The organism is Amycolatopsis sp. NPDC003731, from assembly GCF_053586895.1.
The window spans coordinates 16,098-39,297 of record NZ_JBSFNC010000089.1 but is presented as its reverse complement, the minus strand read 5'-3'; the positions used below and the strand labels follow the sequence as shown (position 1 = coordinate 39,297).

24 protein-coding genes are annotated in these 23,200 nt (G+C 71.4%); 5 read left to right on the top strand and 19 right to left on the bottom strand.

The window, feature by feature from the left end:
• Positions 1 to 325: 325 nt before the first annotated feature.
• Positions 326 to 1,600, bottom strand: a complete 1,275-nt coding sequence (gene tyrS, locus ACWDN5_RS30305; protein ID WP_449678686.1) for a tyrosine--tRNA ligase — start codon at positions 1,598 to 1,600, stop codon at positions 326 to 328.
• Positions 1,601 to 1,632: 32 nt separating this feature from the next.
• Positions 1,633 to 2,271, bottom strand: coding sequence for a DNA-3-methyladenine glycosylase (locus ACWDN5_RS30300; protein ID WP_449678685.1), 639 nt, complete (start codon positions 2,269 to 2,271; stop codon positions 1,633 to 1,635).
• A 112-nt stretch (positions 2,272 to 2,383) separates the two neighbouring features.
• Between ACWDN5_RS30300 and ACWDN5_RS30295 the strand changes: the two genes are divergently transcribed.
• Genes ACWDN5_RS30295 through ACWDN5_RS30285 form a run of 3 tightly spaced genes read left to right on the top strand, consistent with a single transcriptional unit; the run spans position 2,384 to position 4,148 of the window.
• Positions 2,384 to 2,929, top strand: coding sequence for a hypothetical protein (locus ACWDN5_RS30295; protein ID WP_310976548.1), 546 nt, complete (start codon positions 2,384 to 2,386; stop codon positions 2,927 to 2,929).
• Complete coding sequence (locus ACWDN5_RS30290; RefSeq protein WP_449678684.1) at positions 2,926 to 3,498, top strand: DUF4166 domain-containing protein; 573 nt, start codon at positions 2,926 to 2,928, stop codon at positions 3,496 to 3,498. Before ACWDN5_RS30295 ends, ACWDN5_RS30290 begins: the two co-directional genes overlap by 4 nt.
• Positions 3,498 to 4,148, top strand: a complete 651-nt coding sequence (locus ACWDN5_RS30285) for a TetR/AcrR family transcriptional regulator (protein ID WP_449678683.1) — start codon at positions 3,498 to 3,500, stop codon at positions 4,146 to 4,148. The genes ACWDN5_RS30290 and ACWDN5_RS30285 overlap by 1 nt, the downstream gene beginning before the upstream one ends.
• Here the strand turns inward: ACWDN5_RS30285 and argH are convergent.
• The 8 genes from argH to argC are packed head-to-tail and all read right to left on the bottom strand — an operon-like array spanning position 4,141 to position 11,590.
• Positions 4,141 to 5,556, bottom strand: coding sequence for an argininosuccinate lyase (argH, locus tag ACWDN5_RS30280; protein WP_449678682.1), 1,416 nt, complete (start codon positions 5,554 to 5,556; stop codon positions 4,141 to 4,143). The two genes, ACWDN5_RS30285 and argH, sit on opposite strands and share 8 nt — an antisense overlap.
• 34 nt (positions 5,557 to 5,590) lie before the next feature.
• Complete coding sequence (locus ACWDN5_RS30275) at positions 5,591 to 5,872, bottom strand: argininosuccinate synthase (RefSeq protein WP_310976554.1); 282 nt, start codon at positions 5,870 to 5,872, stop codon at positions 5,591 to 5,593.
• Complete coding sequence (locus ACWDN5_RS30270) at positions 5,869 to 6,369, bottom strand: arginine repressor (RefSeq protein WP_310976556.1); 501 nt, start codon at positions 6,367 to 6,369, stop codon at positions 5,869 to 5,871. Before ACWDN5_RS30270 ends, ACWDN5_RS30275 begins: the two co-directional genes overlap by 4 nt.
• Entirely contained in the window at positions 6,366 to 7,292 is a 927-nt protein-coding gene (gene argF, locus ACWDN5_RS30265; RefSeq protein WP_449678681.1) for an ornithine carbamoyltransferase, read from the bottom strand. The genes ACWDN5_RS30270 and argF overlap by 4 nt, the downstream gene beginning before the upstream one ends.
• Entirely contained in the window at positions 7,292 to 8,494 is a 1,203-nt protein-coding gene (locus ACWDN5_RS30260; RefSeq protein ID WP_449678680.1) for an acetylornithine transaminase, read from the bottom strand. The genes argF and ACWDN5_RS30260 overlap by 1 nt, the downstream gene beginning before the upstream one ends.
• Entirely contained in the window at positions 8,491 to 9,408 is a 918-nt protein-coding gene (gene argB, locus ACWDN5_RS30255) for an acetylglutamate kinase (protein ID WP_086852561.1), read from the bottom strand. The genes ACWDN5_RS30260 and argB overlap by 4 nt, the downstream gene beginning before the upstream one ends.
• A complete protein-coding gene (gene argJ, locus ACWDN5_RS30250) occupies positions 9,405 to 10,565 on the bottom strand; it encodes a bifunctional glutamate N-acetyltransferase/amino-acid acetyltransferase ArgJ (RefSeq protein WP_449678679.1) in 1,161 nt (386 codons plus the stop codon). The genes argB and argJ overlap by 4 nt, the downstream gene beginning before the upstream one ends.
• Entirely contained in the window at positions 10,562 to 11,590 is a 1,029-nt protein-coding gene (gene argC, locus ACWDN5_RS30245) for an N-acetyl-gamma-glutamyl-phosphate reductase (protein WP_449678678.1), read from the bottom strand. The genes argJ and argC overlap by 4 nt, the downstream gene beginning before the upstream one ends.
• Positions 11,591 to 11,664: 74 nt before the next feature.
• Between argC and ACWDN5_RS30240 the strand changes: the two genes are divergently transcribed.
• The gene (locus ACWDN5_RS30240; protein ID WP_449678677.1) at positions 11,665 to 12,621 is read left to right on the top strand and encodes a helix-turn-helix transcriptional regulator; all 957 of its coding nucleotides are present in this window, start codon (positions 11,665 to 11,667) and stop codon (positions 12,619 to 12,621) included.
• Positions 12,622 to 12,795: 174 nt separating this feature from the next.
• Here the strand turns inward: ACWDN5_RS30240 and ACWDN5_RS30235 are convergent, their stop codons facing one another.
• Together ACWDN5_RS30235 and ACWDN5_RS30230 are read right to left on the bottom strand one after the other, a co-directional pair.
• On the bottom strand, positions 12,796 to 13,293 hold the full coding sequence (locus ACWDN5_RS30235) for a helix-turn-helix domain containing protein (RefSeq protein WP_449678676.1): 498 nt from the start codon (positions 13,291 to 13,293) through the stop codon (positions 12,796 to 12,798).
• 203 nt (positions 13,294 to 13,496) lie between these two features.
• Positions 13,497 to 15,074 carry an alpha/beta hydrolase gene (locus ACWDN5_RS30230; protein ID WP_449678675.1) on the bottom strand — a complete coding sequence of 526 codons (1,578 nt, stop codon included), beginning with the start codon at positions 15,072 to 15,074 and terminating at the stop codon, positions 13,497 to 13,499.
• A gap of 193 nt (positions 15,075 to 15,267) precedes the next feature.
• Here ACWDN5_RS30230 and ACWDN5_RS30225 point away from each other — a divergent pair, with 193 nt between their 5' ends.
• A complete protein-coding gene (locus ACWDN5_RS30225) occupies positions 15,268 to 15,957 on the top strand; it encodes a DNA alkylation repair protein (protein ID WP_449678674.1) in 690 nt (229 codons plus the stop codon).
• A 390-nt stretch (positions 15,958 to 16,347) separates the two neighbouring features.
• On the opposite strand, the gene pheT is transcribed toward ACWDN5_RS30225, so the two are convergent.
• The 7 genes from pheT to infC all read right to left on the bottom strand — a co-directional run bounded on the left by pheT (position 16,348) and on the right by infC (position 23,143).
• Positions 16,348 to 18,921 carry a phenylalanine--tRNA ligase subunit beta gene (gene pheT / locus ACWDN5_RS30220; RefSeq protein ID WP_449678673.1) on the bottom strand — a complete coding sequence of 858 codons (2,574 nt, stop codon included), beginning with the start codon at positions 18,919 to 18,921 and terminating at the stop codon, positions 16,348 to 16,350.
• Positions 18,921 to 19,982 carry a phenylalanine--tRNA ligase subunit alpha gene (gene pheS, locus ACWDN5_RS30215; protein WP_310976573.1) on the bottom strand — a complete coding sequence of 354 codons (1,062 nt, stop codon included), beginning with the start codon at positions 19,980 to 19,982 and terminating at the stop codon, positions 18,921 to 18,923. The genes pheT and pheS overlap by 1 nt, the downstream gene beginning before the upstream one ends.
• A 133-nt stretch (positions 19,983 to 20,115) precedes the next feature.
• Positions 20,116 to 20,949: a DUF6159 family protein gene (locus tag ACWDN5_RS30210; protein ID WP_449678672.1), complete on the bottom strand. Its 834-nt coding sequence runs from the start codon at positions 20,947 to 20,949 to the stop codon at positions 20,116 to 20,118.
• A gap of 51 nt (positions 20,950 to 21,000) precedes the next feature.
• Positions 21,001 to 21,816: a TrmH family RNA methyltransferase gene (locus tag ACWDN5_RS30205; RefSeq protein ID WP_310976815.1), complete on the bottom strand. Its 816-nt coding sequence runs from the start codon at positions 21,814 to 21,816 to the stop codon at positions 21,001 to 21,003.
• Positions 21,813 to 22,190, bottom strand: coding sequence for a 50S ribosomal protein L20 (gene rplT / locus ACWDN5_RS30200; protein ID WP_004559056.1), 378 nt, complete (start codon positions 22,188 to 22,190; stop codon positions 21,813 to 21,815). Before rplT ends, ACWDN5_RS30205 begins: the two co-directional genes overlap by 4 nt.
• A 69-nt stretch (positions 22,191 to 22,259) precedes the next feature.
• Positions 22,260 to 22,454, bottom strand: a complete 195-nt coding sequence (gene rpmI / locus ACWDN5_RS30195) for a 50S ribosomal protein L35 (RefSeq protein ID WP_043780277.1) — start codon at positions 22,452 to 22,454, stop codon at positions 22,260 to 22,262.
• 68 nt (positions 22,455 to 22,522) lie between these two features.
• Entirely contained in the window at positions 22,523 to 23,143 is a 621-nt protein-coding gene (infC, locus tag ACWDN5_RS30190) for a translation initiation factor IF-3 (RefSeq protein ID WP_086840451.1), read from the bottom strand.
• Positions 23,144 to 23,200: the final 57 nt, after the last annotated feature.

Sequence of the window (23,200 nt, the reverse complement as noted above, 5' to 3'; positions counted from 1 at the left end):
TAATGCTCTCAAAGGAAACCCCGACGAGGGGGTTTCAAATATAAGCTCTACTGGCTTAGTTCACTAGCACACTGTTGAGTTCTCAAGCAACACACCCCGAATCCGCCGCGATCAAGCGGCTCGCTCGAAGCGAGTCATTCCTAGCAGTTTTTGGTGGGACACCCACTCAATCGCGATCCGCGAGAGCTTGGTTCGTGTCCCGGTGGCCACCCGGTTTCCCTGGCGACTTGGAGAACTTTACACCCCCTCCGAGGGCCCGAAACAGGGGGGTCCCTTAACCACGTTCCCGCAGGTCAGAGGCCTGTTTCGGGCCACCGGAGGTCGGTCAGCCGCCGAGCGCGACGCCGGCGACGTTCCGCTTGCCCTTGCGGACCACGAGCCACTTGCCGTGGAGGGCGTCCTCGCGCGACGGCTTCCACTCCTCGTCCGCGATCTTCACGTTGTTCACGTACGCGCCGCCCTCCTTGAGGGTGCGGCGCGCGGCACCCTTGCTGTCGACCAGGCCCGAGGCGAGCAGCAGGTCGACGATCGTCGCGTCCCCGGACGGGTCGACCTTCCCGTTCGGCACCTCGGCCATCGCGGCGTCGAGGGTGCGTTCGTCCAGGTCGCCGAGCTCGCCGCGGCCGAACAGCGCCTGGCTGGCGTTGATCACCTGCCGGGTCTGCTCTTCGCCGTGGACCAGCGTGGTGAACTCCTCCGCCAGCCGCTTCTGCGCGGCCCGCAGGTGGGGCCGCTGTTCGGTGTCCTCCGCCAGCGCGGCGATCTCCTCCTGGCCGAGGAAGGTGAACATCCGCAGGTAGCGGATGACGTCGGCGTCACCCACATTGACGAAGTACTGGTACCAGGCGTAGGGCGAGGTCATCTCCGGGTCGAGCCAGAGGTTCCCGCCACCCGTCGACTTGCCGAACTTGCGGCCCTCGGCGTCGGTCACCAGCGGCGCGGTCAGCGCGTGCACGCTCGCGCCCTCCGTCCGGCGGATCAGGTCGACTCCGCCGAGGAGGTTGCCCCACTGGTCCGACCCGCCGACCTGCAGCTTGCAGCCGTACCGCCGGTAGAGCTGCTGGTAGTCCTGCGACTGCAGGAGCAGGTAGCTGAACTCGGTGTACGACATGCCGTCACCCTCGAGCCGGCGCTTCACCGTCTCGCGGTTGAGCATGACGTTGATCGAGAAGTGCTTCCCGACGTCACGCAGGAACTCCAGGGCGGTCTGCGGCCCGGTCCAGTTCAGGTTGTTCTCCACGATCGCGCCGGTCGGCGAGTCGTCGAAGTCGACGAACCGCTCGAGCTGGCCGCGGATGCGCCCGGCCCACTCGGCGACGACGTCGAGGGTGTTCAGCGTGCGCTCGCCGGTGTCGCGCGGGTCGCCGATCATCCCGGTCGCGCCGCCGGCCAGCACGATCGGCCGGTGTCCCGCGCGCTGGAAGCGCTTGAGCATGAGCAGCGGGACGAGGTTGCCGGCGTGCAGGCTGGGTGCGGTCGGGTCGAAGCCGCAATAGAGCGTCACGGGACCCTGGTCGAGCTCGCGCCGGAGGGCGTCGATGTCGGTGGACTGCGCGATCAGGCCGCGCCAGGACAGCTCGTCGAGGATGTGTTCGCTCACGCCTGTAGATCCTCCCGCACCAGGTCAACCGACTAACTGGCGGGTCGGACCCGGCGCTTCCCGCCGCGGCGGTAGGTGGACACGGCCGGGGACGCGCCGTCCCAGAACCGCCACGGCGTGTCCATCGCCATCGCGACGCCGACGCGCGGGCCGCTGCGGATCCGCTCGGCCGGCACCCGCTCGCCCACGTACAACCGGACCGGCGACGCGGGATCGGTCAGGTCCACGCCGTTTTCGTCGCGGTCGATGCGCAGCACCGACGTCAGGATCGCCGGGCCTTTGGCGAGCTCGCCGGTCCCCCGCGCGTTCGGCCGCCGCTTGCGGACGACGTCGAGGCCGGTGACGACCTCGCCCGCGCGCAGCAGCACCGCGCCGGCCACGCCGTCGGTCGAGCCGACGATGTTCGCGCAGAAGTGCATCCCGTAGACGAAGTAGACGTACAGGTGCCCCGCCGGGCCCCACATGACGGCGTTGCGCGGGGTCTGCCCGCGGTAGCAGTGGGACGCCGGATCGTCTTCGCCGCGGTAGGCCTCGACCTCGACCAGCCGGACGCCGACGGTGCCGTCGGGGCCATCGGCCTCCAGGACCGAGCCGAGCAGCAGGTGGGCCAGGTCGACCGGGTCCAGCGCGAGCTCGTCACGGGTGAACAACCGGCCTGCGTCGCCGCTCAAACGGGGGTCCTCTCCTCGGCTGCCTGGCGCGCCCACCCTAACCCTTGAGCGATCGCTCAAACTTCTCTACAGTCGGTTTGAGCAGTCGCTCAAACTCGGAGGGGAGCCGGAGATGCGACCGAAGGCGCTCTACGTCGAGACCGTGATCCGCACGGACCTCGACACGCTGTGGCAGCACACCCAGGACCCGGTCCTGCACCGCCGCTGGGACCTGCGTTTCAGCGACATCACCCCGATCGACGGCCAGTTCCGCTACACCTCGCGCTTCCTGGGCGTCACCGTCACCGGCATCGGGGTGAGCGCGGCGAAGCGGGACTGGCCGGACGGCTCGCGCACGTCGGTGCTGCGGTTCGCCTCCGCCGACCCGCTGTCGCTGATCAGCGCGGGTGCGGGGTTCTGGCGCTACACGCCGGTCCCCGGCGGCGTCCGGTTTGTCACCGGCTTCGACTACGGCACCCGCTGGGGCCGCTCCGGGCAGCTGGCCGACCGGGTGTTCCGGCCGGTGTTCGGCTGGATGACGGCGTGGTCGTTCGACCGGCTGCGGCTCTGGCTGGAGACCGGCGTGGCCCCGGAGGACCAGCCCCTGACCGCGCCCTCGGCCGCCCGCTGCGGCCGGACCCGGCCCCGCGACCGGGTGACCGCCGGGGCGTCGTCGTGACCGGCGTCTTCGAACGCACGCTCGGCGCGGATTTCGCGAACCTGCACCCCCGGATGCGGGAACGGCTCGCCCTCTCCGACGGGCGCGGGATGATCGGCCACGGCGTGATGGACCGCATCTGGCGCGGCCCCGCCTTCACCCTGCCGTTCCTGTGGCTCGGGTCGGCGCGGCACATCCTGTTCCCCGAAGGCGGCCGGAACGTGCCCTTCACCATCGAGAACCACCCGTACGTCGACGGGCACGGCCGCGAGACGGTGTCCTTCGTGCGGACCTTCGAGTTCCCGGGGCGGCGCCGGCGGCCGGACGGCGGGTTCCGGATCCGCTCCGGCGAGTTCCGGTTCCGGGAAGGGCCGGTCCGGACACGTCTGTCGCGGGGGCTCACCGGGACCGCGACGGTCGACGAGTGGTTCGACGACGCCCTCGGGCAGTTCCGGATCGAAGTGGCGGTGGTGCATCCCCGCTTCGGGCCGGTGTTCGGCTACGAAGGCAGCTTCGGCGCGCGGTACGTCGACGTCGGCGGCGGGGTCAGCGGAGCGGTGAAGCCGCTTCGTGAGAAGGTCATGGACTGATGGGCACCGGCCGGAACTCCAGTTCGCAGGACACGAAGCAGCGGCTCGTGGACGGCGTGCTGGAAGTCGTCCGGCAGCAGGGCATCACCGCCGTCTCCGCCCGGTCGGTCGCCAGTGCCGCGGGCGCGAACCAGGCGCTGGTCTTCTACCACTTCGGCAGCGTCGAGGAGCTCGTCGCGCAGGCGTGCCTTTCCGCGACGGAGGCCCGCGTCGCCCTCTACCGGGACCGGTTCGCCGCCGTGGCCACGGTCGGCGAGCTGCTGGCGCTCGGCCGCGAGATCCGGACCGCGGAGCGCGCGGAAGGCAACCTGGCCCTCCTGGCCCAGACCCTGGCCGGGGCGCAAGGCAGCGAGCGGCTCGCCGAAGCGACCCGCGAGGGCCTGGACAAGTGGATCACCGAAGTCCGGACGGCCCTCGAACGCGTGCTCGCCGGGTCGCCGCTGGCCGAGCTCGCGGACCCCGACGGACTGGCCCACGCCGTGTCCACCGGGTTCCTCGGGCTGACGCTGTTCGACACGGTCGACCCCGACGGCGCCGAGCAGGCCGTCGCCGCGCTGGAGCGGCTGGCCGTGCTCGTCGACGTCCTGGACGGGCTCGGCCCGGTGGCCACCCGGGCCGTCCGGGCCAAGCTCCGCAAAACCCTCAGCTGAGCCACTGGCGCGCCGCGGTGACGCGCTCCTCCAACCGTGCGCGCTGTTCGGCGACGCGCACCGGCGCCGTGCCACCCCGGGCGTCGCGGGACTTCACCGAGCCTTCGACGGTGAGGACTTCGCGCACCGCCGGCGTCAGCGCCGGGTTGATCTTCTCGAACTCCTCGTCGGTCAGCTCGTCCAGGCCGACGCCGCGGGCCTCGGCGACGCGAACGCTCTCGCCCGCCGCTTCGTGCGCGACGCGGAACGGGACGCCCTGACGGACCAGCCACTCGGCGATGTCCGTGGCCAGGGTGAAGCCGGCCGGGGCCAGCTCGGCGAGCCGCTCGGTGTGGAAGGTGAGCGTCTCGAGCATCCCGGCGATCGCCGGGAACAGGAGCTCGAGCTGCTCGACCGAGTCGAACACCGGCTCCTTGTCCTCCTGCAGATCGCGGTTGTAGGCCAGCGGCTGCGCCTTGAGGGTGGCCAGCAGGCCGGTGAGGTTGCCGATCAGCCGGCCCGCCTTGCCGCGCGTGAGCTCCGCGACGTCCGGGTTCTTCTTCTGCGGCATGATCGAGCTGCCGGTGGCCCAGGCGTCGTCGAGCGTCACGTAGCCGAACTCGGCGGTGTTCCAGATGATCACCTCCTCGGCGATCCGCGACAGGTTCACCGCGAGCATCGCGACGGCGAAGGCGAACTCGGCCACGAAGTCGCGCGAAGCGGTGCCGTCGATGGAGTTCTCGACGCTGGTGGCGAAGCCGAGCTCCTCGGCGACGGCCTCGGGGTCGAGCCCCAGCGACGAGCCGGCGAGCGCACCCGAGCCGTAGGGCGACTCGGCCGTGCGGGCGTCCCAGTCCTGCAGGCGCGAGACGTCGCGCAGCAGCGCCTGGCCGTGGGCCATCAGGTGGTGGGCCAGCAGCACCGGCTGGGCGTGCTGCAGGTGCGTGCGGCCGGGGAGGATCGCGTCCGGGTGCCGCTTCGCCTGCGACACCAGCGCGTCGATGACCTCCAGGGTACCGGCGACGACCCGGCGCGCGGCGTCGCGCAGCCACATCCGGAACAGCGTGGCCACCTGGTCGTTGCGCGAACGGCCGGCGCGAAGTTTGCCGCCGAGCTCGGCGCCCGCGCGCTCGAGCAGGCCGCGTTCGAGGGCCGTGTGCACGTCCTCGTCGGCGATCGTCGGGGTGAACGCCCCCGACGCGACGTCCTGGGCGAGCGTGTCCAGGGCGGCCAGCATCCCGGCCAGCTCGTCTTCGGTGAGCAGGCCCGCTTTGCGCAGCACGCGAGCGTGCGCGCGGGACCCGGCGATGTCGTAGGGCGCCAGGCGCCAGTCGAAGTGCGTCGACGCGCTCAGCGCGGCCATGGCCTCCGCCGGACCGCTGGCGAACCGGCCACCCCACAGCTGCACCGGCTGCTCGTTCCCGCTCACTGTTCTCGTTTCTCCTCGATGTGGTCGTTCGATGTCAGGCGACGGTGATCCGGCCGTCGTACAGGACCAGGCGGACTTCGCCCGAAACGGTGCCGGTCAGCCTGGCGCATCCGCGGCCGGCCCGCCGTTCGAGCGCGGCGCACGCGGCGCCCCGGTCGATTCTCTGCGCCTCGCCGCGCGCACTCAGCATCCGGCGCGCTTCGGCGACGGTGACCGTCTCGCCGTCGATCGCCACCGGCACCCCGCCGTCGTAGGTGACGACGACCTCGTCCGGCGCGAGGAACTCCCCCTCGGCCGGGAAGATGTCGGCGATCACGGCGGTCCTTCGTCGGCCGATCGCTGGGCGAGGGCGGCGAACCGGTCGGCGAGGTCCTTGCCCGTCAGGGGCTCGCGCGCGATCACGGCGACCGTGTCGTCGCCCGCGATCGAGCCGACGACCTCTTCCAGGGCCGCCCGGTCGATCGCGCTGGCCAGGAATTGGGCCGCGCCGGGTGGCGTCCGCAGCACGGTCAGGTTGCCGGACGAGTCCGCCGAGACCATCAGTTCCGCGAGCAGCCGCGAGAGCCGGGACGTCCCGCCCTGCACCCCGCGGACCGGGCTGCCGTCCTCGGGGATGACGTAGACCGGCGCGCCCGAGTCCGGCCCGCGCAGCTTGACCGCGCCCAGTTCGTCGAGGTCGCGCGACAGCGTCGCCTGGGTGACCTCGATGCCTTCGGCGGCCAGCAGTTTGGCCAGCTCGGTCTGGCTGCGGATGGTCATGGTGGACACCAGCTCGGTGATCCGCGCCTGCCGGCCCACCCGGCTGCCGGTCATCGTCGGCTCTCTTCGATGAGCCAGACGAGCAGCGCCTTCTGGGCGTGCAGGCGGTTCTCGGCCTCATCCCAGACCGCGCTGGCCGGACCGTCGATCACCTCGTCGGTGATCTCCCAGCCGCGGTGCGCCGGCAGGCAGTGCAGCACGATCGCGTCTTCCGCGGCCTTCTTCAGCAGCTCGGTGTTGACCTGCAGGGCGCGGAACGGGCCCACGCGGTCGAGGCCGTCGTTCTCCTGTCCCATCGACGTCCACGTGTCGGTGACGAGCACGTCCGCGCCGTCGACCGCCGCGTACGGGTCGGTGAAGACGGTGGCGGTGCCGCCGGTCTCGCTCGCGCGCTTCTTCGCGTCCAGCATCACGCCCTGGTCGGGCTGGAAGCCGACCGGCGAGACGACCCGGACGTGCATCCCGGCGGTGACCCCGCCCAGCAGCAGCGAGTGCGCCATGTTGTTGGCGCCGTCGCCGAGGTAGACGAGGGTGAGGCCCTCGAGCTTGCCCTTGCGCTCGCGGATCGTCATGAGGTCGGTGAGCACCTGGCACGGGTGGAACTCGTCGGTGAGCGCGTTGACGACCGGGATCGACGCGGCCGAAGCCATCGCCTCGATGCGCTTCTGCGCGAAGGTGCGCCACACGATGCCGTCGACGTACCGCGAGAGGACCCGCGAAGTGTCCTCGATGGTCTCTTCGCGGCCGAGCTGCATCGAACGGCCGTCGACGATCACCGGGTGGCCGCCGAGCTGGCTGATGCCGACCTCGAACGAGAACCGGGTCCGCGTCGAGTTCTTCTCGAAGATCGCCGTGATCGACTTGCCGGCGAGGGTCTTGTTGCCGAGCGGGTCGGCCTTGAGCGCGTCGGCGAGGTCGAGGATGGCCTTCTGCTCGGCCGGACTGACGTCGTCGTCGCGGAGGAAGTGGCGCAGCATCAGTCGGAGTCCTTCGTGGTGGAGTCGAGCGCGTTCGGGAGTGCGGCTAGGAAACCCTCGGCCTGGTCGCCGTCGAGGACGAGCGGAGGTGCGAGCCGGACGGTGTCCGGGGCGACCGGGTTGACGAGGTAGCCGGCGTCCTGGGCGGCCTGGGCGACCGCCGCCGAAACGGGCTGCTTCAAGGCGATGCCGAGCAGCAGCCCGGCGCCGCGCACCCCGGCGACCAGCGGGTGTCCCAGTGCCTCCACACCGGCCGCGATGTCCTTGCCCAGCGAAGCGACGTGGTCGAGGAGGCCCTCGGCGGCGATGGTCTTCAGCACGGCCAGGCCGGCCGCGCAGCAGACCGGGTTGCCGCCGAAGGTGGTGCCGTGCTGGCCGGGCTTGAGCAGGTCACCCGCCGGGCCAACGCCGATCACCGCGCCCAGCGGCAGCCCGCCGCCGAGGCCCTTGGCCAGGGTGATGACGTCCGGCACGATGCCGGCCTGCTGGTAGCCGAACCAGGTGCCGAGCCGGCCGAGGCCGGTCTGCACCTCGTCGAGCACCAGCAGCGTGCCGGTGGCCTTGGTGATTTCGCGGGCGGCCTGTAGGTAGCCGTCCGGCGCCGGGATGACACCCGCTTCGCCGAGCACCGGCTCCAGGAAGACGGCCGCGGTTTCGGTGTCGACGGCGGCCTTGAGCGCCTCGACGTCCCCGAACGGCACGTGCTCGACCCCGGGCACCAGCGGCTTGAAAGCGTCGCGCTTGGCGGGCTGGCCGGTGAGCGTCAGCGCACCCATGGTCCGGCCGTGGAACGCCCCTTCGGCGGCGACCACCTTGGTGCGCCCGGTCAGCCGGCTGATCTTCAGCGCGGCTTCGTTGGCCTCGGCGCCGGAGTTGACGAACAGCACCTTGCCGTGGCCGGTGAGGCCGGCGACGTCGAGCAGCGCCTCGGCGAGCTCGACGGCCACCGGGTTGACGTAGAGGTTCGACGTGTGGCCGAGCCGCTGGATCTGCTCGATGACGGCTTCGACGACGGCCGGGTGCGCGTGGCCGAGCGCGTTGACGGCGATGCCGCCGACCAGGTCGACGTACTCCTTGCCGTCGGCGTCCCACACCTTCGCGCCCTCGCCGCGCACCAGCGTCAGCTTGGGTGTGCCGTAGTTGTCCATGAGGGCGGACTGCCAGTGCGCCTGGCCATCCACATTGGACTCGAGGTCGGTCACGGGAGCTCCGTTTCGGGGAAGACCATGGTGCCGATGCCGCGCGAGGTGAAGACCTCCAGCAGCACCGAATGGGCGAGGCGGCCGTCGATCACGTGCGCCCGGCGCACGCCGCCGCGGATGGCGCGCACGCACGCCTCCATCTTCGGGATCATGCCGCTGGCCAGGCCGGGCAGCATGGTCTCGAGGCGGTCGACGCGGATGCGGTCGATCAGCGACGATCGGTCGGGCCAGTTCGCGTACAGGCCTTCGACATCGGTGAGCACCACGAGCTTCTCGGCGCCCAGCGCGGCCGCCAATGCACCGGCGGCCGTGTCGGCGTTGACGTTGTGCACGACGCCGTCGACGTCCGGCGCGACCGTGGAGACGACCGGGATGCGCCCGGCGTTGACGATGTCCAGCACCGCGTCCGGGTTAACCTCGGCGACCTCGCCGACCAGCCCGATGTCGACCTGCTCACCGTCCACAGTGGCCTGTTTGCGTTCGGCGGTGAACAGCCGCGCGTCCTCGCCGGAGATGCCGACCGCGTACGGCCCGTGGGCGTTGATCAGCCCGACGAGCTCGCGGCTGACCTGGCCGGTGAGCACCATCCGGACGATGTCCATCGTCTCCGGCGTGGTGACCCGCAGGCCGCCCTTGAACTCGCCTTCGACGCCGAGGCGCTTGAGCATCGCGGTGATCTGCGGGCCGCCGCCGTGCACGACGACCGGGCGCAGGCCGGCCAGCCGGAGGAACACCATGTCCTCGGCGAAGGCCGCCTTCAGCTGGTCGTCGATCATCGCGTTGCCGCCGTACTTCACCACCACGGTGGCCCCGTGGAACCGCTGCAGCCAAGGCAGCGCTTCGATGAGCACCCCGGCCTTTTCGGCCGCCGTCGCGAGTCGTTCGTCCGCGGAAATCAGAGCCTCCTGGTTCATGAGGAGTACGCGCTGTTCTCTTCGACGTAACCGTGCGAAAGATCCGTGGTGTAGATGGTCGCCGTGTTCGTGCCGACGCCGAGGTCGACGACGATTTCGATGGCCCGGCCGGTGAGGTCCGCCTCCGACCGGTCGGCGGCGGGGACGCCCTGGGCGAACAGGGTGACGCCGTTGATCGCGATCGACACCGCCTCCGGGTCGATGCGGGCCGGCACCCGGCCGAGCGCCATGGCGATCCGGCCCCAGTTCGGGTCGGAGCCGAACAGCGCCGTCTTGACCAGGTTGTCCTCGGCGATCGTGCGGGCGACGGCGATCGCGTCGGCCTCGGTGGCCGCACCGCGCACGGTGACGTCGACGTCCTTGGTCGCGCCCTCGGAGTCCGCGCGCAGCTGGAGCACGAGGTCGTGGCTGACCGCGGTGAGCAGCTCGGTGAGCTCGGCTTCGGTGGGCTCGACGCCACTCGCGCCGGAGGCCAGGACCAGCACCGTGTCGTTGGTGGACGTGCCGCCGTCGACGTCCAGCCTGTCGAAGGTCACGTGGGTCGCCGCGCGCAGGGCCCGGTCGAGGGTTTCCTTGTCCACCACGGCGTCGGTGGTCAGCACCGAGAGCATGGTGGCGAGGTTCGGGGCGAGCATGCCCGCCCCCTTGGCGAAGCCGCCGACGCTCCAGCCGGTGTCGTGCTTCGCAAACGCTTGCTTCGGCTTGGTGTCGGTGGTCATCACGCCCGTGGCGGCGTTGAGACTCGCTTCGGGGCTCGCGTCGAGGGCCTTGACGGCGGTGTCCACTCCGGACAGGACGGCGTCCATCGGGAGCCGCTCGCCGATCAGGCCGGTGGAGCAGACGGCGACCTCGATCGCGCCCGCCTGCAGGACTTCGGCGACCTTCTCGGCCGTGGCGTGGGTGTCCTGGAAGCCGCCGGGCCCGGTGGCCGCGTTGGCGCCGCCCGAGTTGAGGACGACGGCCTTGAGCCGCTGCTGCTTGAGCACCTCCTGCGACCACAGCACCGGCGCGGCCTTGATGACGTTGCGGGTGAAGACGCCGGCCGCGACGTCGAGCGGGCCGTCGTTGACGACCAGGGTGAGGTCCAGCGCGCCGGAGGCCTTGATCCCGGCGGCGACGCCGGCGGCGCGGAAGCCCTGGGGGCCGGTGACGGTCACGGTGCGACTCCTACGGTGGGAAGCCCGGTGGTCTCCGGGAGGCCGAGGGCCAGGTTCATCGATTGGACGGCACCGCCGGCGGTGCCCTTGGTGAGGTTGTCGATCGCGGCGACGACGACCAGGCGCTTCGCGTCGGCGTCGACCGTGACCTGCAGCTGGGTGTTGTTCGAGCCGAGCGTCGAGGCCGTCGCCGGCCAGGCGCCGGCGGGCAGCAGCTGGACGAACGGCTCGGCGTCGTAGGCCTTTTCGTACGCGGCGCGCGCGGCGGCCTCGTCGACGCCGTCCTTCAGCGGGGCGGTGGCCGTGGTGAGGATGCCGCGGGGCATCGGCGCGAGCACCGGCGTGAAGGACACGGTGACCTTCTCCCCCGCAACGGCCGAGAGGTTCTGGGCGAACTCGGGGGTGTGGCGGTGGGCGCCGCCGACGCCGTACGCGCTCGCCGAGCCCATCACCTCGGAGCCGAGCAGGTTCGGCTTGAGGCTCTTCCCGGCGCCGGAGGTCCCGGTGACCGCGACGATCGTGACGTCGGGCTCGATCAGCCCGGCGGCGAACGCGGGCGCGAGGGCCAGCGAGCCGCCGGTCGGGAAGCAGCCGGGCACGGCGATGCGCTTGGTGCCCGCGAGCTTTTCGCGGGCACCGGGCAGCTCGGGCAGGCCGTACGGCCACTGGCCGGCGTGGTCGCCGCCGTACCAGCGCTGCCAGTCGCCGGCGTCGGCCAGGCGGTGATCGGCGCCGAGGTCGACGACCAGGACGTCCGGGCCGAGCTGCGCCGCGATCGCCGCGGAGTGCCCGTGCGGCAGCGCGAGGAAGACGACGTCGTGGCCGGCGAGGGTCTCCGGCGTCGTCTCGGCCAGGACGCGGTCGGCGAGGGGGACGAGGTGGGGCTGGTGGACGCCGAGCTTCGTGCCCGCGCTCCTGGCGGCCGTGAGCGCGCCGATCTCGACCCCGGGATGGGTCAGGAGCAGGCGCAGCAGCTCACCACCCGCGTACCCGCTGGCTCCGGCCACCGCGATGTTCACCGTCATACGCATGATTATGCACGCCCTTGCAAGTCTAAACAAACCCGGAGTGGTGGCCGCCACCTTGGGATGCTGGGCGCATGACGGACACCCCGGCCCGGTTGCTCGGCCTGCTTTCGCTGCTCCAGACGCCTCGCGAGTGGCCGGGCAGCGAACTCGCCGAGCGGTTGGGCGTCAGCCCGCGCACCATCCGCCGCGACATCGAGCGGCTGCGCGACCTGGGTTACCCGGTCGAGGCCAGCCGAGGCGTGGCGGGCGGGTACCGGCTGGTCGCCGGCACCGCGATGCCACCGCTCGTGCTGGACGACGAGGAAGCCGTCGCGATCGCGGTCGGCTTGCGGACCGCCGCGGGACAGTCCGTTTCCGGGATCGAGGAGGCGTCCGTGCGGGCGCTCGCCAAGCTGGAGCAGGTCCTGCCGGCCCGGCTGCGCCGCCGGGTGGGCACGATCGGGACGGCGACGGTCGCCGTGCCCGCCACCGGGCCGGTGGTCGACCCGGCGCAGCTGACCGTGTTCGCCGGCGCGATCACCAACCACGAGACGGTCCGGTTCCGCTACCGCGCCCACGACGGCGCCGAGACCCGCCGCCGGGCCGAGCCGCTCCGGCTGGTGGCCGCGGGCCGCCGCTGGTACCTGGTCGCGTACGACCTCGACCGGGCGGACTGGCGCGTGTTCCGCGCCGACCGCGTCCGCGACGCCCAGGCGACCGGCGGCCGGGTGGTGCCGCGCCGGCCGCCCGCCACGGACCTGGCGGCGTACGTGCTCGAGCGGTTCTACGACCTGGCGCCCTCGTACCAGGCGGTGGCTGTGCTGGCGGAGCCGGCGTCGCAGATCGCTCCCCGCCTCGGCCAGGCGGCGGGCGAGCTGACCGATCTCGGCGACGGCCGGTGCCGGTGGCGGAGCCACTCGGACACGTTGGACTGGCTCGCGTTCCGGCTGCTGGGGCTGGGGTGCGGGTTCACCGTCGAGGAACCGCCGGAACTGGTGGCGCACCTGAAGGTGCTCGCGGACCGGGCGGCCGCGGCCGTGCCGGACTGATCGAGCGGCCGGGAAGCGCGCTGCCGGCACGCGGTGGGACGTCACGGCACGCGGATCGGCCGGTGTCCCGGGCCGGACAGCGAAGTCGAAGCTCATCGGATTCCTCCGTTCGATGAAGTCGGAACCGACGGCCGGTGGGCCGGTCCACCCTGCGGACCGGCCCACCGCCGCCGGTCAGGCAGGCTCACCTCCGTCCAGGTCCGTGCGCCTGCTCGGCGGCACGGGGAGGTAGCAGCCCGGGTGCTCCGGATCGCAGCCCACGCGAGGCAGGCGGGCGCGGATGCCGCCGGGGGTGCGCTCGAAGTACGCCGCGATCTGCGTGACACTCTCCCCCGCGATCCACCGGCTCTCCAGCTCCGCGTCCATCTCCTCGTTCCACGGGCGGCCCTGCTGGGCAGGACGGCCCGCGGATCTTCGCCGCGGCCCGCGGCGCTCGCCCGTCGCGGACAGCAATCCGTCCGCGACGAGCTCCGCCACCGTGTCCGCCACCGCGACGTCGAGGTCGAGGCTGCCCTCGGCCACCGGTTCGCCGCCGGGAGCGGCCGCCTCCAGGGTGATCATCACCCGGGGCGTGGGTTCGGCGCGGTCGACGTCCGTCCTGGTCGAGACCACGATCTGGTAGGTGTTGTCAGCTGCCCGGACCTCGGTCCGGCGCTCTTCGATGATCGACATGCCACGAAGCTAGCGCGCACCCCCGACAATTTTCGGCCACGCGCTGCTCACGGCCCACTCCGCTCCGAAATTGTCGGACCCCTCCCCTAACGTCCCCGGCGACCACGAACCGTCACGAGGAGGCGACGATGGGGCACCGGCGGACAAGACGCTGCCCCGGTCCGGAAGCACCGGACCGGGGCAGCGGGATGGAACGGGTTCGCTCAGAAGTGCAGCAGCTGGGCCAGCGCGTTCTGCTTTTCCTGGGCGGCCTTTGCGGAGGTGTCCGACTTCTGCACCGCAGGCTCGCCCGGCACCGGCACCGGATCGCACTGGACGTCCGAGTGGTTGCCGGGCCGGCGCTTCGGCAGGGCGCCGGTGGCCAGGTAGTCGGCGACCTTGTCGTCCACACAGGCCACGCCGGACAGCGAACCGGCGTGCGTCGTGCCGCCCGGCGCGCTGATCAGGCTCGAGTTCGGGAACAGCTTCCGCACCTCGAGGCTGCCGGTGTACGGCGTGGCGGCGTCGAGCTCTTCGCTGATGAGCAGGGCACCGGCCACCTTGCGGCCGTCGATGTTCACCGGCTTGCCCGCCTTCGCCGGCCAGAACGCGCAGGGCGCGTTGAACCAGGCGTTGCCCCAGGTCTCGAACGGGGCCTTGAAGTAGGTGAGCCAATTGTCGACCCGCCACCGGTTCCAGTCGGTCGGCCACTGGACGTCGGTGCACTGCACGCCGAGGTACACGGCGAAGCCGTTGTCGTCGCCCGGCGGGTTCGAGTTGTCGTAGAGCGTCTTGAGCGTCTGCCAGTCACCCTTGTGCACGTAGCCGTCGAAGGCCTGGGCCATCTTGACCCAGCCGAAGACGTAGTAACCGGCCTGCAGGAAGATGTCGGTCCACTCGTCGCCGCCGATGACCCCGCCTGCCGGCTCCTTGGCGAGCTTGCGCTGCGTGTCGTACCACAGCTTCTCGACCGCGTCGCCGGTCTTGCCCAGGTGGTAGGCGTCGTCGTGCTTCGCGAGCCAGTCGAAGTAGATCTTGATGTTCTTGTCGAACGCGACGTCCTGGTCGAGGTTGGCCTGGTACCAGACCTTCCGCGGGTCGACGTTGCCGTCCAGCACCATCCGGCGGACGTTCTTCGGGTACAGCGTGCTGTACACCTGGCCGAGGTAGGTGCCGTAGGAGAAGCCGTAGTAGTTGATCTGCTTCTCGCCGAGCGCCTTGCGCAGGCTGTCCATGTCCTGCGCGACGTCGGTCGTCTTGAGGTGGTCGAGGATCGCGCCGTTCTTGCGGCACGCGTCGGCGTACCCCTTCGAGCGGGCGAGCCAGGCTTTCTCCAGCTGCACGGTGGTCGGCACGTACGCCGGCCGGTTGTAGCCGAAGTAGTTCCCGTCGCAGCTGATGGCGGGCTTGCTGGAACCGACGCCCCGCGGGTCGAAGCCGATCCAGTCGTAGCTGTTCCCGGCGCCGTTCGGCACGTACTGGCCGAGCACCGACAGGCCGAGGCCGGAACCGCCCGGGCCGCCCGGGTTCACCAGCATGACGCCCTGGTACTGCGCGGTCTTGTGCTTGATCCGCGAGACCGCGAGGGAGACCTTCGCCCCGCCCGGCTGCGCGTAGTCCATCGGCACCTCGAGGAAGCCGCACTCGGCGCCGTTCTCCTTGAGGCTCCCGGACGCGCAGGGCCCCCAGGCGATCGGCGCGGGGGTGAACTGCACCCCGGGTTCCGCCGAGGCGGCGGGCGCGGCGGCCATCAGCCCGGCCGCGAGCCCCGCGGCGGCGACGGCGACAACGATTCTTTTCACAGTCGTCCTTTTCATCCGCTTTCGACGGCGTTCGCCAGATTTCGACGAAACTACCGGCAACCCTGGACAATCTCGTCGACCGACGCGGCTTCCGCCATCCGTCTTTCGTCGGGACCTGCGGGCTCCGCGGGGCGCCGGAACTGTCGGTGGCCGGCAGTACGCTCCGGGGCGCCCGAGCCCGACAGGAGGACGGATGAGCGCGGACGAAAGGCTGGTCAAGGCGATCCGCGCCGGGCTGGCCGAGCTGGCCGACCCGGCGAAGGCACCGGCGATGCAGGCGTACATGAAGTCGGCCATGCCCTTCCGCGGGGTGCCGAAACCCGAGCGCAGCACGCTTCTCAAGCGCGTCCTGGCCGACCACACATTGACCGATCGGGTGACATTTTCGGCGACCGTCCTGGAGTTGTGGCGAACCGCGGAATTCCGCGAGGAGCGCTACGCGGCCATCGATCTTTCCGGGTACCGGGCCTACCGGCGGTGGCAGGACCCGGACCTGCTGCCGGTGTACGAGGAAATGATCGTCGGCGGGGCCTGGTGGGACTACGTCGACGAGGTCGCGATCCGGCGGATCGGCCCGATCCTCCGTGAGCACCGCGGCCGCGTGACGCCGACGATGCTGGCGTGGGCCCACGACACCGACCTCTGGCGCCGCCGGACGGCGATCATCTGCCAGGTGGGAGCCAAGGAGGACACCGACACGGACCTGTTGATTCGCGCCATCGAGCCGTCGATCGCCGAGCCGGAGTTCTTCCTGCGGAAGGGGATCGGGTGGGCGCTGCGGGAGTACGCGAAGACGGCGCCGGACTGGGTGCGGTGCTTTGTGGACGATCACCCGGGGTTGTCCGGGCTGTCGAGACGGGAGGCGCTCAAGCACCTCGGCTGAGATCCGGCCGCGGGGGGCGGCTCGCGTACCGGGAGGGTCGACCCGCGGACCCGGACGGTGGGGGCGCGTGTCGGGGTCGGCTCGCGTGCCAGGACGGTCGGGTTGCGTACCCGGGACGGTCGGCTCGCGTGCCCGATGGGGCGATCCGCGTGATCAGCGGGGCGACTCGCGTGCTCGAAAAGGTATCTCGCGTGATTGGGAGGCATCTCGCGTGATTGAAGGCGCGACTCGCGTGATTGAAGGGACGACACGCGTGATTGAAGGGACGACACGCGTGATTGAAGGGACGACACGCGTGATTGGAGGGACGACACGCGTGATTGGGGAGTCGACACGGTGGGCGGTGGCGGGCCGGCCCCTCCTGCCTGGGCGGGAGGGGCCGGGTGACCGTCAGGCGCGGAGGGTGGCGTTGTAGCGCTCGCCCGCCGCCGCCACTGCCGCGTCGCGGGCCTTGGTGGCCTCGTCGACCGTCAGGGTGCGGTCCGGTGCGCGGAAGCGGAGCTTGTACGCCAGCGATCGCTTGCCTTCGCCGACCTGCTCGCCCGTGTACACGTCGAACAGCGTGATGTCCTCGAGGAGCTCGCCCGCGCCCTCGCGCAACACCGAAGCGAGGTCTGCCGACGGGACCTCGGCCGCCGCCACCAGGGCGACGTCGAGGAGCACCGGCGGGTAGCCCGAGACGCTCGGTGCCGGGCGGGAGTCCGGCAGCGGGATCGCGTCCAGGTCCAATTCCATCGCCACCGTGCGCGGCGGCAGGCCGAGGGCCTCGACCACCTTCGGGTGCAGCTCGCCCGCGTGGCCGACCGGCCAGTCGCCGACCCGGAGCTGGGCGCAGCGGCCCGGGTGCCACGGCGGGAGGTCGGCCGCCTGGACGGTCAGCTCGACGCCGGCCGCCTCGGCGATCGTGCGGGCCGCCTGGACCGCGTCGGCCCAGTTCGCCTGCTCGCCCGGGCCCCACCAGCCCGCGCGGTGCCGGTTGCCCGCCAGGACCACCGCCACGTGCAGGGGCTGCTGCGGCACCGCCGCCTCCAGCAGGGCCAGCTCTTCGTCCGACGGCCGGTGGTCGACGCCGAGGTCCGGGACCTTCAGCGGGTTCGGCGCCGGGAGGACCACCTGGCCGATGTGGTACAGCGAGACGTCCTTCATGCCGCGGGACACGTTGCGCTGCAGGGTGTCCAGCAAGCCCGGGAGCAACGTCGTCGCCAGGCGGTTGCGGTCGGCTTCCAGGGGGTTGCGGACCACCACCGCGTTGCGGCGGACGTCGTCGGCCGGGAGGCCGAACGCGTCCCACACCGCGTCGCTGACGAACGGGAACGGGCGCACCTCGACGTACCCCGCCTCGGCGAGCGCCCGGGAGACACTCCGGACTCGCCGCTGGCCGTCGGTCAGGCCGCGGCCGGCCGGAGCGGCCGGCAGGACCGACGGGATGCTGTCGTATCCCTCCAGGCGCAGCACCTCTTCGACGAGGTCGGCCGGCTGGCGCAGGTCGCCGCGCCAGCTCGGGGGGATCGCCGTGACCAGGCCCGTTCCGTCGTCGCCCGTGCCGACCGAGACCTTGCAGCCGATCTGGGTGAGCCGGCGGACCGTGACACCGCGCTGGTAGCTCACGCCCGCCACCTTGTCGGGCAGGTTGATCGGCATGACGACCGCCGGGTTCGGCTCGACGCCGCCCTCGTCGGTGCGGCCGGGCTGGATGGCCGCGTCGCCGTACTGGCGCAGCAGCCGGGCGGCCAGCTCGACCGCCGCCGCGCAGAGCTGCGGGTCGGTGAACCGCTCGAAGCGCTTGGCGGCCTCGGAGAACAGCTTGTGCCGCCGCGCGGTGCGGCTGATCGCCGCCGGGTTCCAGTGGGCCGCCTCAAGCAGCACGTCGGTGCTCTCCGGCGTGATCTCGGTGCTCGCGCCGCCCATCGTGCCGGCGAGCGAGATGACGCCGCTGTCGTCGGCGATGACCACGTCGTCCGGGTCGAGCGTGCGCTCGACGTCGTCCAAAGTGGTCAGTTTCTCGCCCGGCTTCGCCCGGCGCACCACCAGATCGCCCTGGATGGCCTTGGTGGCGAACGCGTGCAGCGGGTGCCCCAGCTCGAGCATCACGTAGTTCGTGACGTCGACGGCCAGCGAAATCGACCGGATGCCGGCCAGCATCAGCCGCCGGCGCATCCGCCACGGCGTCGGCGCGGTCGCGTCCAGGCCGGTGACCCGGCGCAGCACGAACCGCGGGCAACCTTCCGGGTCCTCGATGTGCACCGGCCAGGCGTCACCCTCGGCCGCCGGGACCTCCAGCAGCGCCGGGTCGCCGAAGGGCACGTCGAGGGCGTTCGACAGCTCGCGCGCGAGCCCGCGGATCGACAGCGCGTAGCCGCGGTCCGGGGTCGGGGCGAGCTCGATCACCGAGTCGTTGAGGCCGAGCAGTTCCTGGGCGTCGTCGCCCGGGCTCGCGGTGCCCGGCGGGAGCACCAGGATGCCGGTGTGGTCGTCGCCGAGGCCGAGCTCGCGGGCCGAGCAGATCATGCCGTCGCTGATCCGGCCGTAGGTCTTGCGCGCGGAGATGGCGAAGTCGCCGGGCAGGACGGCGCCGGGCAGCGCGACGACGACCAGGTCGCCCTCGGCGAAGTTGCGCGCGCCGCAGATGATGCCGCGGGTCTTGATGCCGTGCGGGCCCTCGTCGAGCTCGCCGGCTTCGTCGTCGTCCTCGTCCTCGTCGTCGAGGTCTTCGTCGTCGAGTTCCTCGGCTTCGTCGGCGGGCTCGCCGACGTCGACGCGGCAGAAGCGCACCGGCTTCTTGAACTCGGTGAGCTCCTCGATCTCGGCGACCCGGCCGACGACCAGCGGGCCGGTCACGGGGCCGAGCTCGCGCAGGTCGTCGACCTCGATGCCGATCCGGACGAACGCGTCGGCCAGGTCCTGCGGCGTGACCTCGTCCGCGAGATCGAGGTGTTCGGTCAGCCAGCTGACTGGGACTCGCACTACGCCTCCGTTCCGAAGGGAAGGGTGAAGCGGACGTCGCCCTCCACCATGTCGCGCATGTCCGGGATCCCGTTGCGGAACTGCAGGGTGCGCTCGATGCCCATGCCGAAGGCGAACCCGGAGTACACCTCGGGGTCGACGCCGCAGGCGCGCAGCACGTTCGGGTTGACCATGCCGCAGCCGCCCCACTCGACCCACCCGGGGCCGCCCTTCTTCTCCTCGAACCACACGTCCACCTCCGCGGACGGCTCGGTGAAGGGGAAGAAGTGCGGGCGCAGCCGCGTCTTCGAGCTCTCGCCGAACATCGCGCGGGCGAAGGCGTCCAGCGTGCCCTTGAGGTGGGCCATCGTGATGCCCTTGTCGACCGCGAGGCCCTCGACCTGGGTGAACACCGGGGTGTGGGTCGAGTCGAGCTCGTCGGTGCGGTACGTCCGGCCGGGGCAGACGACGTAGACCGGGAGGTCGCGGTGCAGCAGCGTGCGCGCCTGGACCGGCGAGGTGTGCGTGCGCAGCACCAGGCCCGAGTCCTCTTCGCCGACGTAGAACGTGTCCTGCAGCTGCCGGGCCGGGTGGTCCTTGCCGAAGTTCAGCGCGTCGAAGTTGAACCACTCGGCTTCGAGCTCGGGACCTTCGGCGACTTCGTAGCCCATCGCGACGAAGGCGTCGGCGACGCGCTCGGAGATGGTGCTGATCGGGTGCCGGGCGCCGCGCGGGATGCGATCCCACGGCAAGGTGACGTCGACGGCCTCTTCGCGCAGCACGCGCTCGTCCCGCTCCACCTGGAGCTCGGCGCGGCGCGCGTCGAAAGCCGCCTGGACGGCCTGCCGCGCTTCGTTGACGCGCTTGCCCGCCTCGGCCTTCTCCTGCTTGGGCAGGGCGCCGATCCCGCGGCGGGCCAGGCCCACCGGGGACTGGTCACCGAGGTGGGCCGGCTTGACCTCGGCCAGCCCTTCGAGCCCGGTCGCGGCGGCGAACGCCGCTTCGGCGGCCTTGACCGCCTCCTGCAGCGTCTCGGGGGCGAGCACCGCGCCCTGTGCTTCCTTCTCCGTGGCTCCGGACATAACTCCTCGGCGTCCGCTGGGACTGGTCGTTCACGCGCCGCCGCACACGGCGCGCGAGAGGTCAAAGGCGGGAAAAGTCTATGGGATCGGCTCCGCGCGCCCCCGGTCGCCCCGGAGGCGCGCGGACGCGCGGTCAGCGCTCGCGGAACGCCTCGGAGAAGTCGACCGACGCGAACTCGCCGGGCACCACGCCCTCGGCGGCGTAGCGGTACAGCGCGGTCTGGTAGATGCCGGACAACGTGGTGACGAAGACCGCCACCAGCAGGGTCCAGACGATCGCCAGCCCGACCGCGACGAACACGGTGGCCGTGCCGCCGAGCAGGAAGCCGGCTCCGAGGAGCACGACGTAACCGGCGAAGGTCAGGAGGAAACCGACCAGGCCGAGACCGGCGGTGCCGGCGACGTTCTCGCCCCAGGCGCGGCGGAACAGCTCGACCGACCGCTTGACGCTCGCCTTCACCCCCGTGCCCTCGAGCACGACGACCGGCAGCACGAGGTACGTCGTGAACCGCCAGGCCATGCCGATCAGGCCGCTGATGATGCTGCCGAGGAAGCCGAGCCGCTCTTCGATCGTCCGCAGCACCACGCTGACCGTCGCGGTCACGCCGGCCCAGCCGAGCAGCGTCGGCCAGCGACGGCCGGCCGCGGCGAGGCCGGCGCCGACCCCCGGCATGCCGCCGTCACCACGCAGCGCGACGTCCGCCTGGGAGATCAGGGCGGCGTTGAAGAAGATCGTGACGAACGCCGAGACGAGGTAGAAGGCCGCGAGCAGCACGTACGTGCCGGCGGTGGGCCGGAAGTTTTCGGCCTCGAGGTGGACGGTGAAGAACGCGGGTGTCAGGAACACCGCGGCGACCAGCAGACCCGCGATCCCGGCGAGCACCGGGAACCACGCCAGGCCCTTGTGGGCGCGCAGCACCTTGAACGAAGCGGAGAACAGCGCGAACGAACGGGCGAGCCTGCCCATGGAACCCCCCAATATCGGCCACAATGGATATTGCGGGAGCCTACTCGCAGGTCAGCGCCGGGCCGCCATCGCGCTCGTGTAGACGCAGACGGCCGCCGCGGTGGCCAGGTTGAGGCTCTCCGCGCGGCCGTACAGGGGGATCCGGACGGCGAGGTCGGTCCGGTCGAGGACGTCGGCGGGCAGGCCGTGGGCCTCGTTGCCGAACACCCACGCCGTCGGCGCCGCGAGGTCCACCCGATCGAGTTCGGCGTCGGCGTAGCCGTGGGCGGCGAACGTCCGCAGACCCGCGGCCGAGCAGGCGGTCAACGCGCCCGCGATGTCGCGGACGCGCGCGATCGGCAGGTGGAAGAGGCTGCCGGCGGCCGCGCGGACGCACTTGCCGTTGTGGGGGTCGACCGTGTCACCCGCCAGGACCACCGCGTCGGCGCCGGCCGCGTCGGCGACCCGGATGACCGTGCCCGCGTTGCCGGGGTCGGCGACGTCCACGAGCACGACCACGAGCCGCGCGTCCGGCGTCACGGCTTCCCCGAGGGGCCGGTCCAGCAGCGCGCAGACGGCCACGATGCCCTGGGGCGTCACGGTTTCCGACAGCCCGTCGGCGGCGCGGTCGGTGATCGGCGAGACGCCGACGCCGGCCGCGCGGGCGGCGTCGACGAGGTCCGCGTGCTGCTCCGCCGCGCGCGCGGTGACGAACAGCTCGTGCACGGTGCCGTGCTCGAGCGCCGCCTCGACCGCGTTGGCGCCTTCGGCCAGGAACCGGCCGGTCTTGTCGCGTTCCGCGCGCCGCGTCAGCTTGCGCGCAGCAACGACCCGGGGGGTCCGTTCGGTGAACGGTTCCGCCCCGGGTCGGTGAAAGCTGCCGGTCAGGCCGATTTCGCTTCGCCGGTGTTGACGTTGGCCTTGGCGAGCTCGGCCAGCGCGGTGAAAGCGGCGGCGTCGTTGACGGCGAGGTCCGCGAGGATCTTGCGGTCGACCTCGACACCCGCGGCCTTGATGCCCTGGATGAACCGGTTGTAGGTCACGCCGTTGGCGCGGGCGGCCGCGTTGATGCGGGTGATCCACAGCTGGCGGAAGTCACCCTTGCGGGCACGGCGGTCCCGGTAGGCGTAGTTCAGCGAGTGAAGCGTCTGCTCCTTGGCCTTGCGGTACAGCCGCGAACGCTGGCCGCGGTAGCCGCTGGCCAGTTCGAGAGTTGCGCGACGCTTCTTCTGGGCGTTGACCGCCCGCTTGACGCGTGCCACGGGTCCATCCTGTCGATATCGGGGGGCGAGGGGGGACGCCCCGGGTGGGTTACAGCAAGTTCTGCGGGATCAGATGCCGAGCAGGCGCTTGACGCGGCCGACCTCGGTCTTCGACACCTCGGTGGTGCCCTCGAGACGGCGGGTCACGCGGCTGGACTTCTTCTCCATGCGGTGGCGCCGGCCGGTCATCTGGCGGCGCAGCTTGCCCGTACCCGTCTTGCGGATGCGCTTGGACGTCCCGCTGTGGGTCTTCATCTTCGGCATTTGGTGTCCTCTTTCGTGCGGCGGCTCACCGGAGAACCGGTGAGCCGCTGACTCGTGCTGGTCGGCGCCTACGCCTCGGGGGCCTGCTCGGGGGCGGGCTCGGCCTTGGCCTTCGGCTTCACGTTCTTGTGCGGGGCCAGCACCATGATCATGTTGCGGCCGTCCTGCTTGGCCGACGACTCGACGAACCCCAGTTCGGTGACGTCTTCGGCGAGCTTCTGCAGCAGCCGGTAGCCGAGCTCCGGCCGGGACTGCTCGCGGCCGCGGAACATGATCGTGACCTTGACCTTGTTGCCCGCCGCCAGGAAGCGCGACACGTGACCCTTCTTGGTCTCGTAGTCGTGCTGGTCGATCTTGGGGCGCAGCTTCTGTTCCTTGATGACGGTCAGCTGCTGGTTGCGCCGCGACTCGCGGGCCTTCTGCGCGCTCTCGTACTTGAACTTGCCGAAGTCCATGAGCTTGCACACCGGCGGGCGGGCCTGCGGCGCGACCTCGACGAGGTCGAGGTCGTTCTCCTGCGCCAGGCGCAGCGCATCCTCGATCCGGACGATGCCGACCTGTTCGCCGGCGGGTCCGACGAGACGGACCTCCGGCACCCGGATTCGGTCGTTGATGCGTGTCTCGGAGCTGATGGGGCCTCCTTGGTCCGAGGAATGTTTCCTGTTCTCGTTTCGACCTGGTGCCCACATAGCGAAGGCCCCGACACCGTTCGGTGCGCGGGGCCCACTCTGTTTCCGATCGTGCCC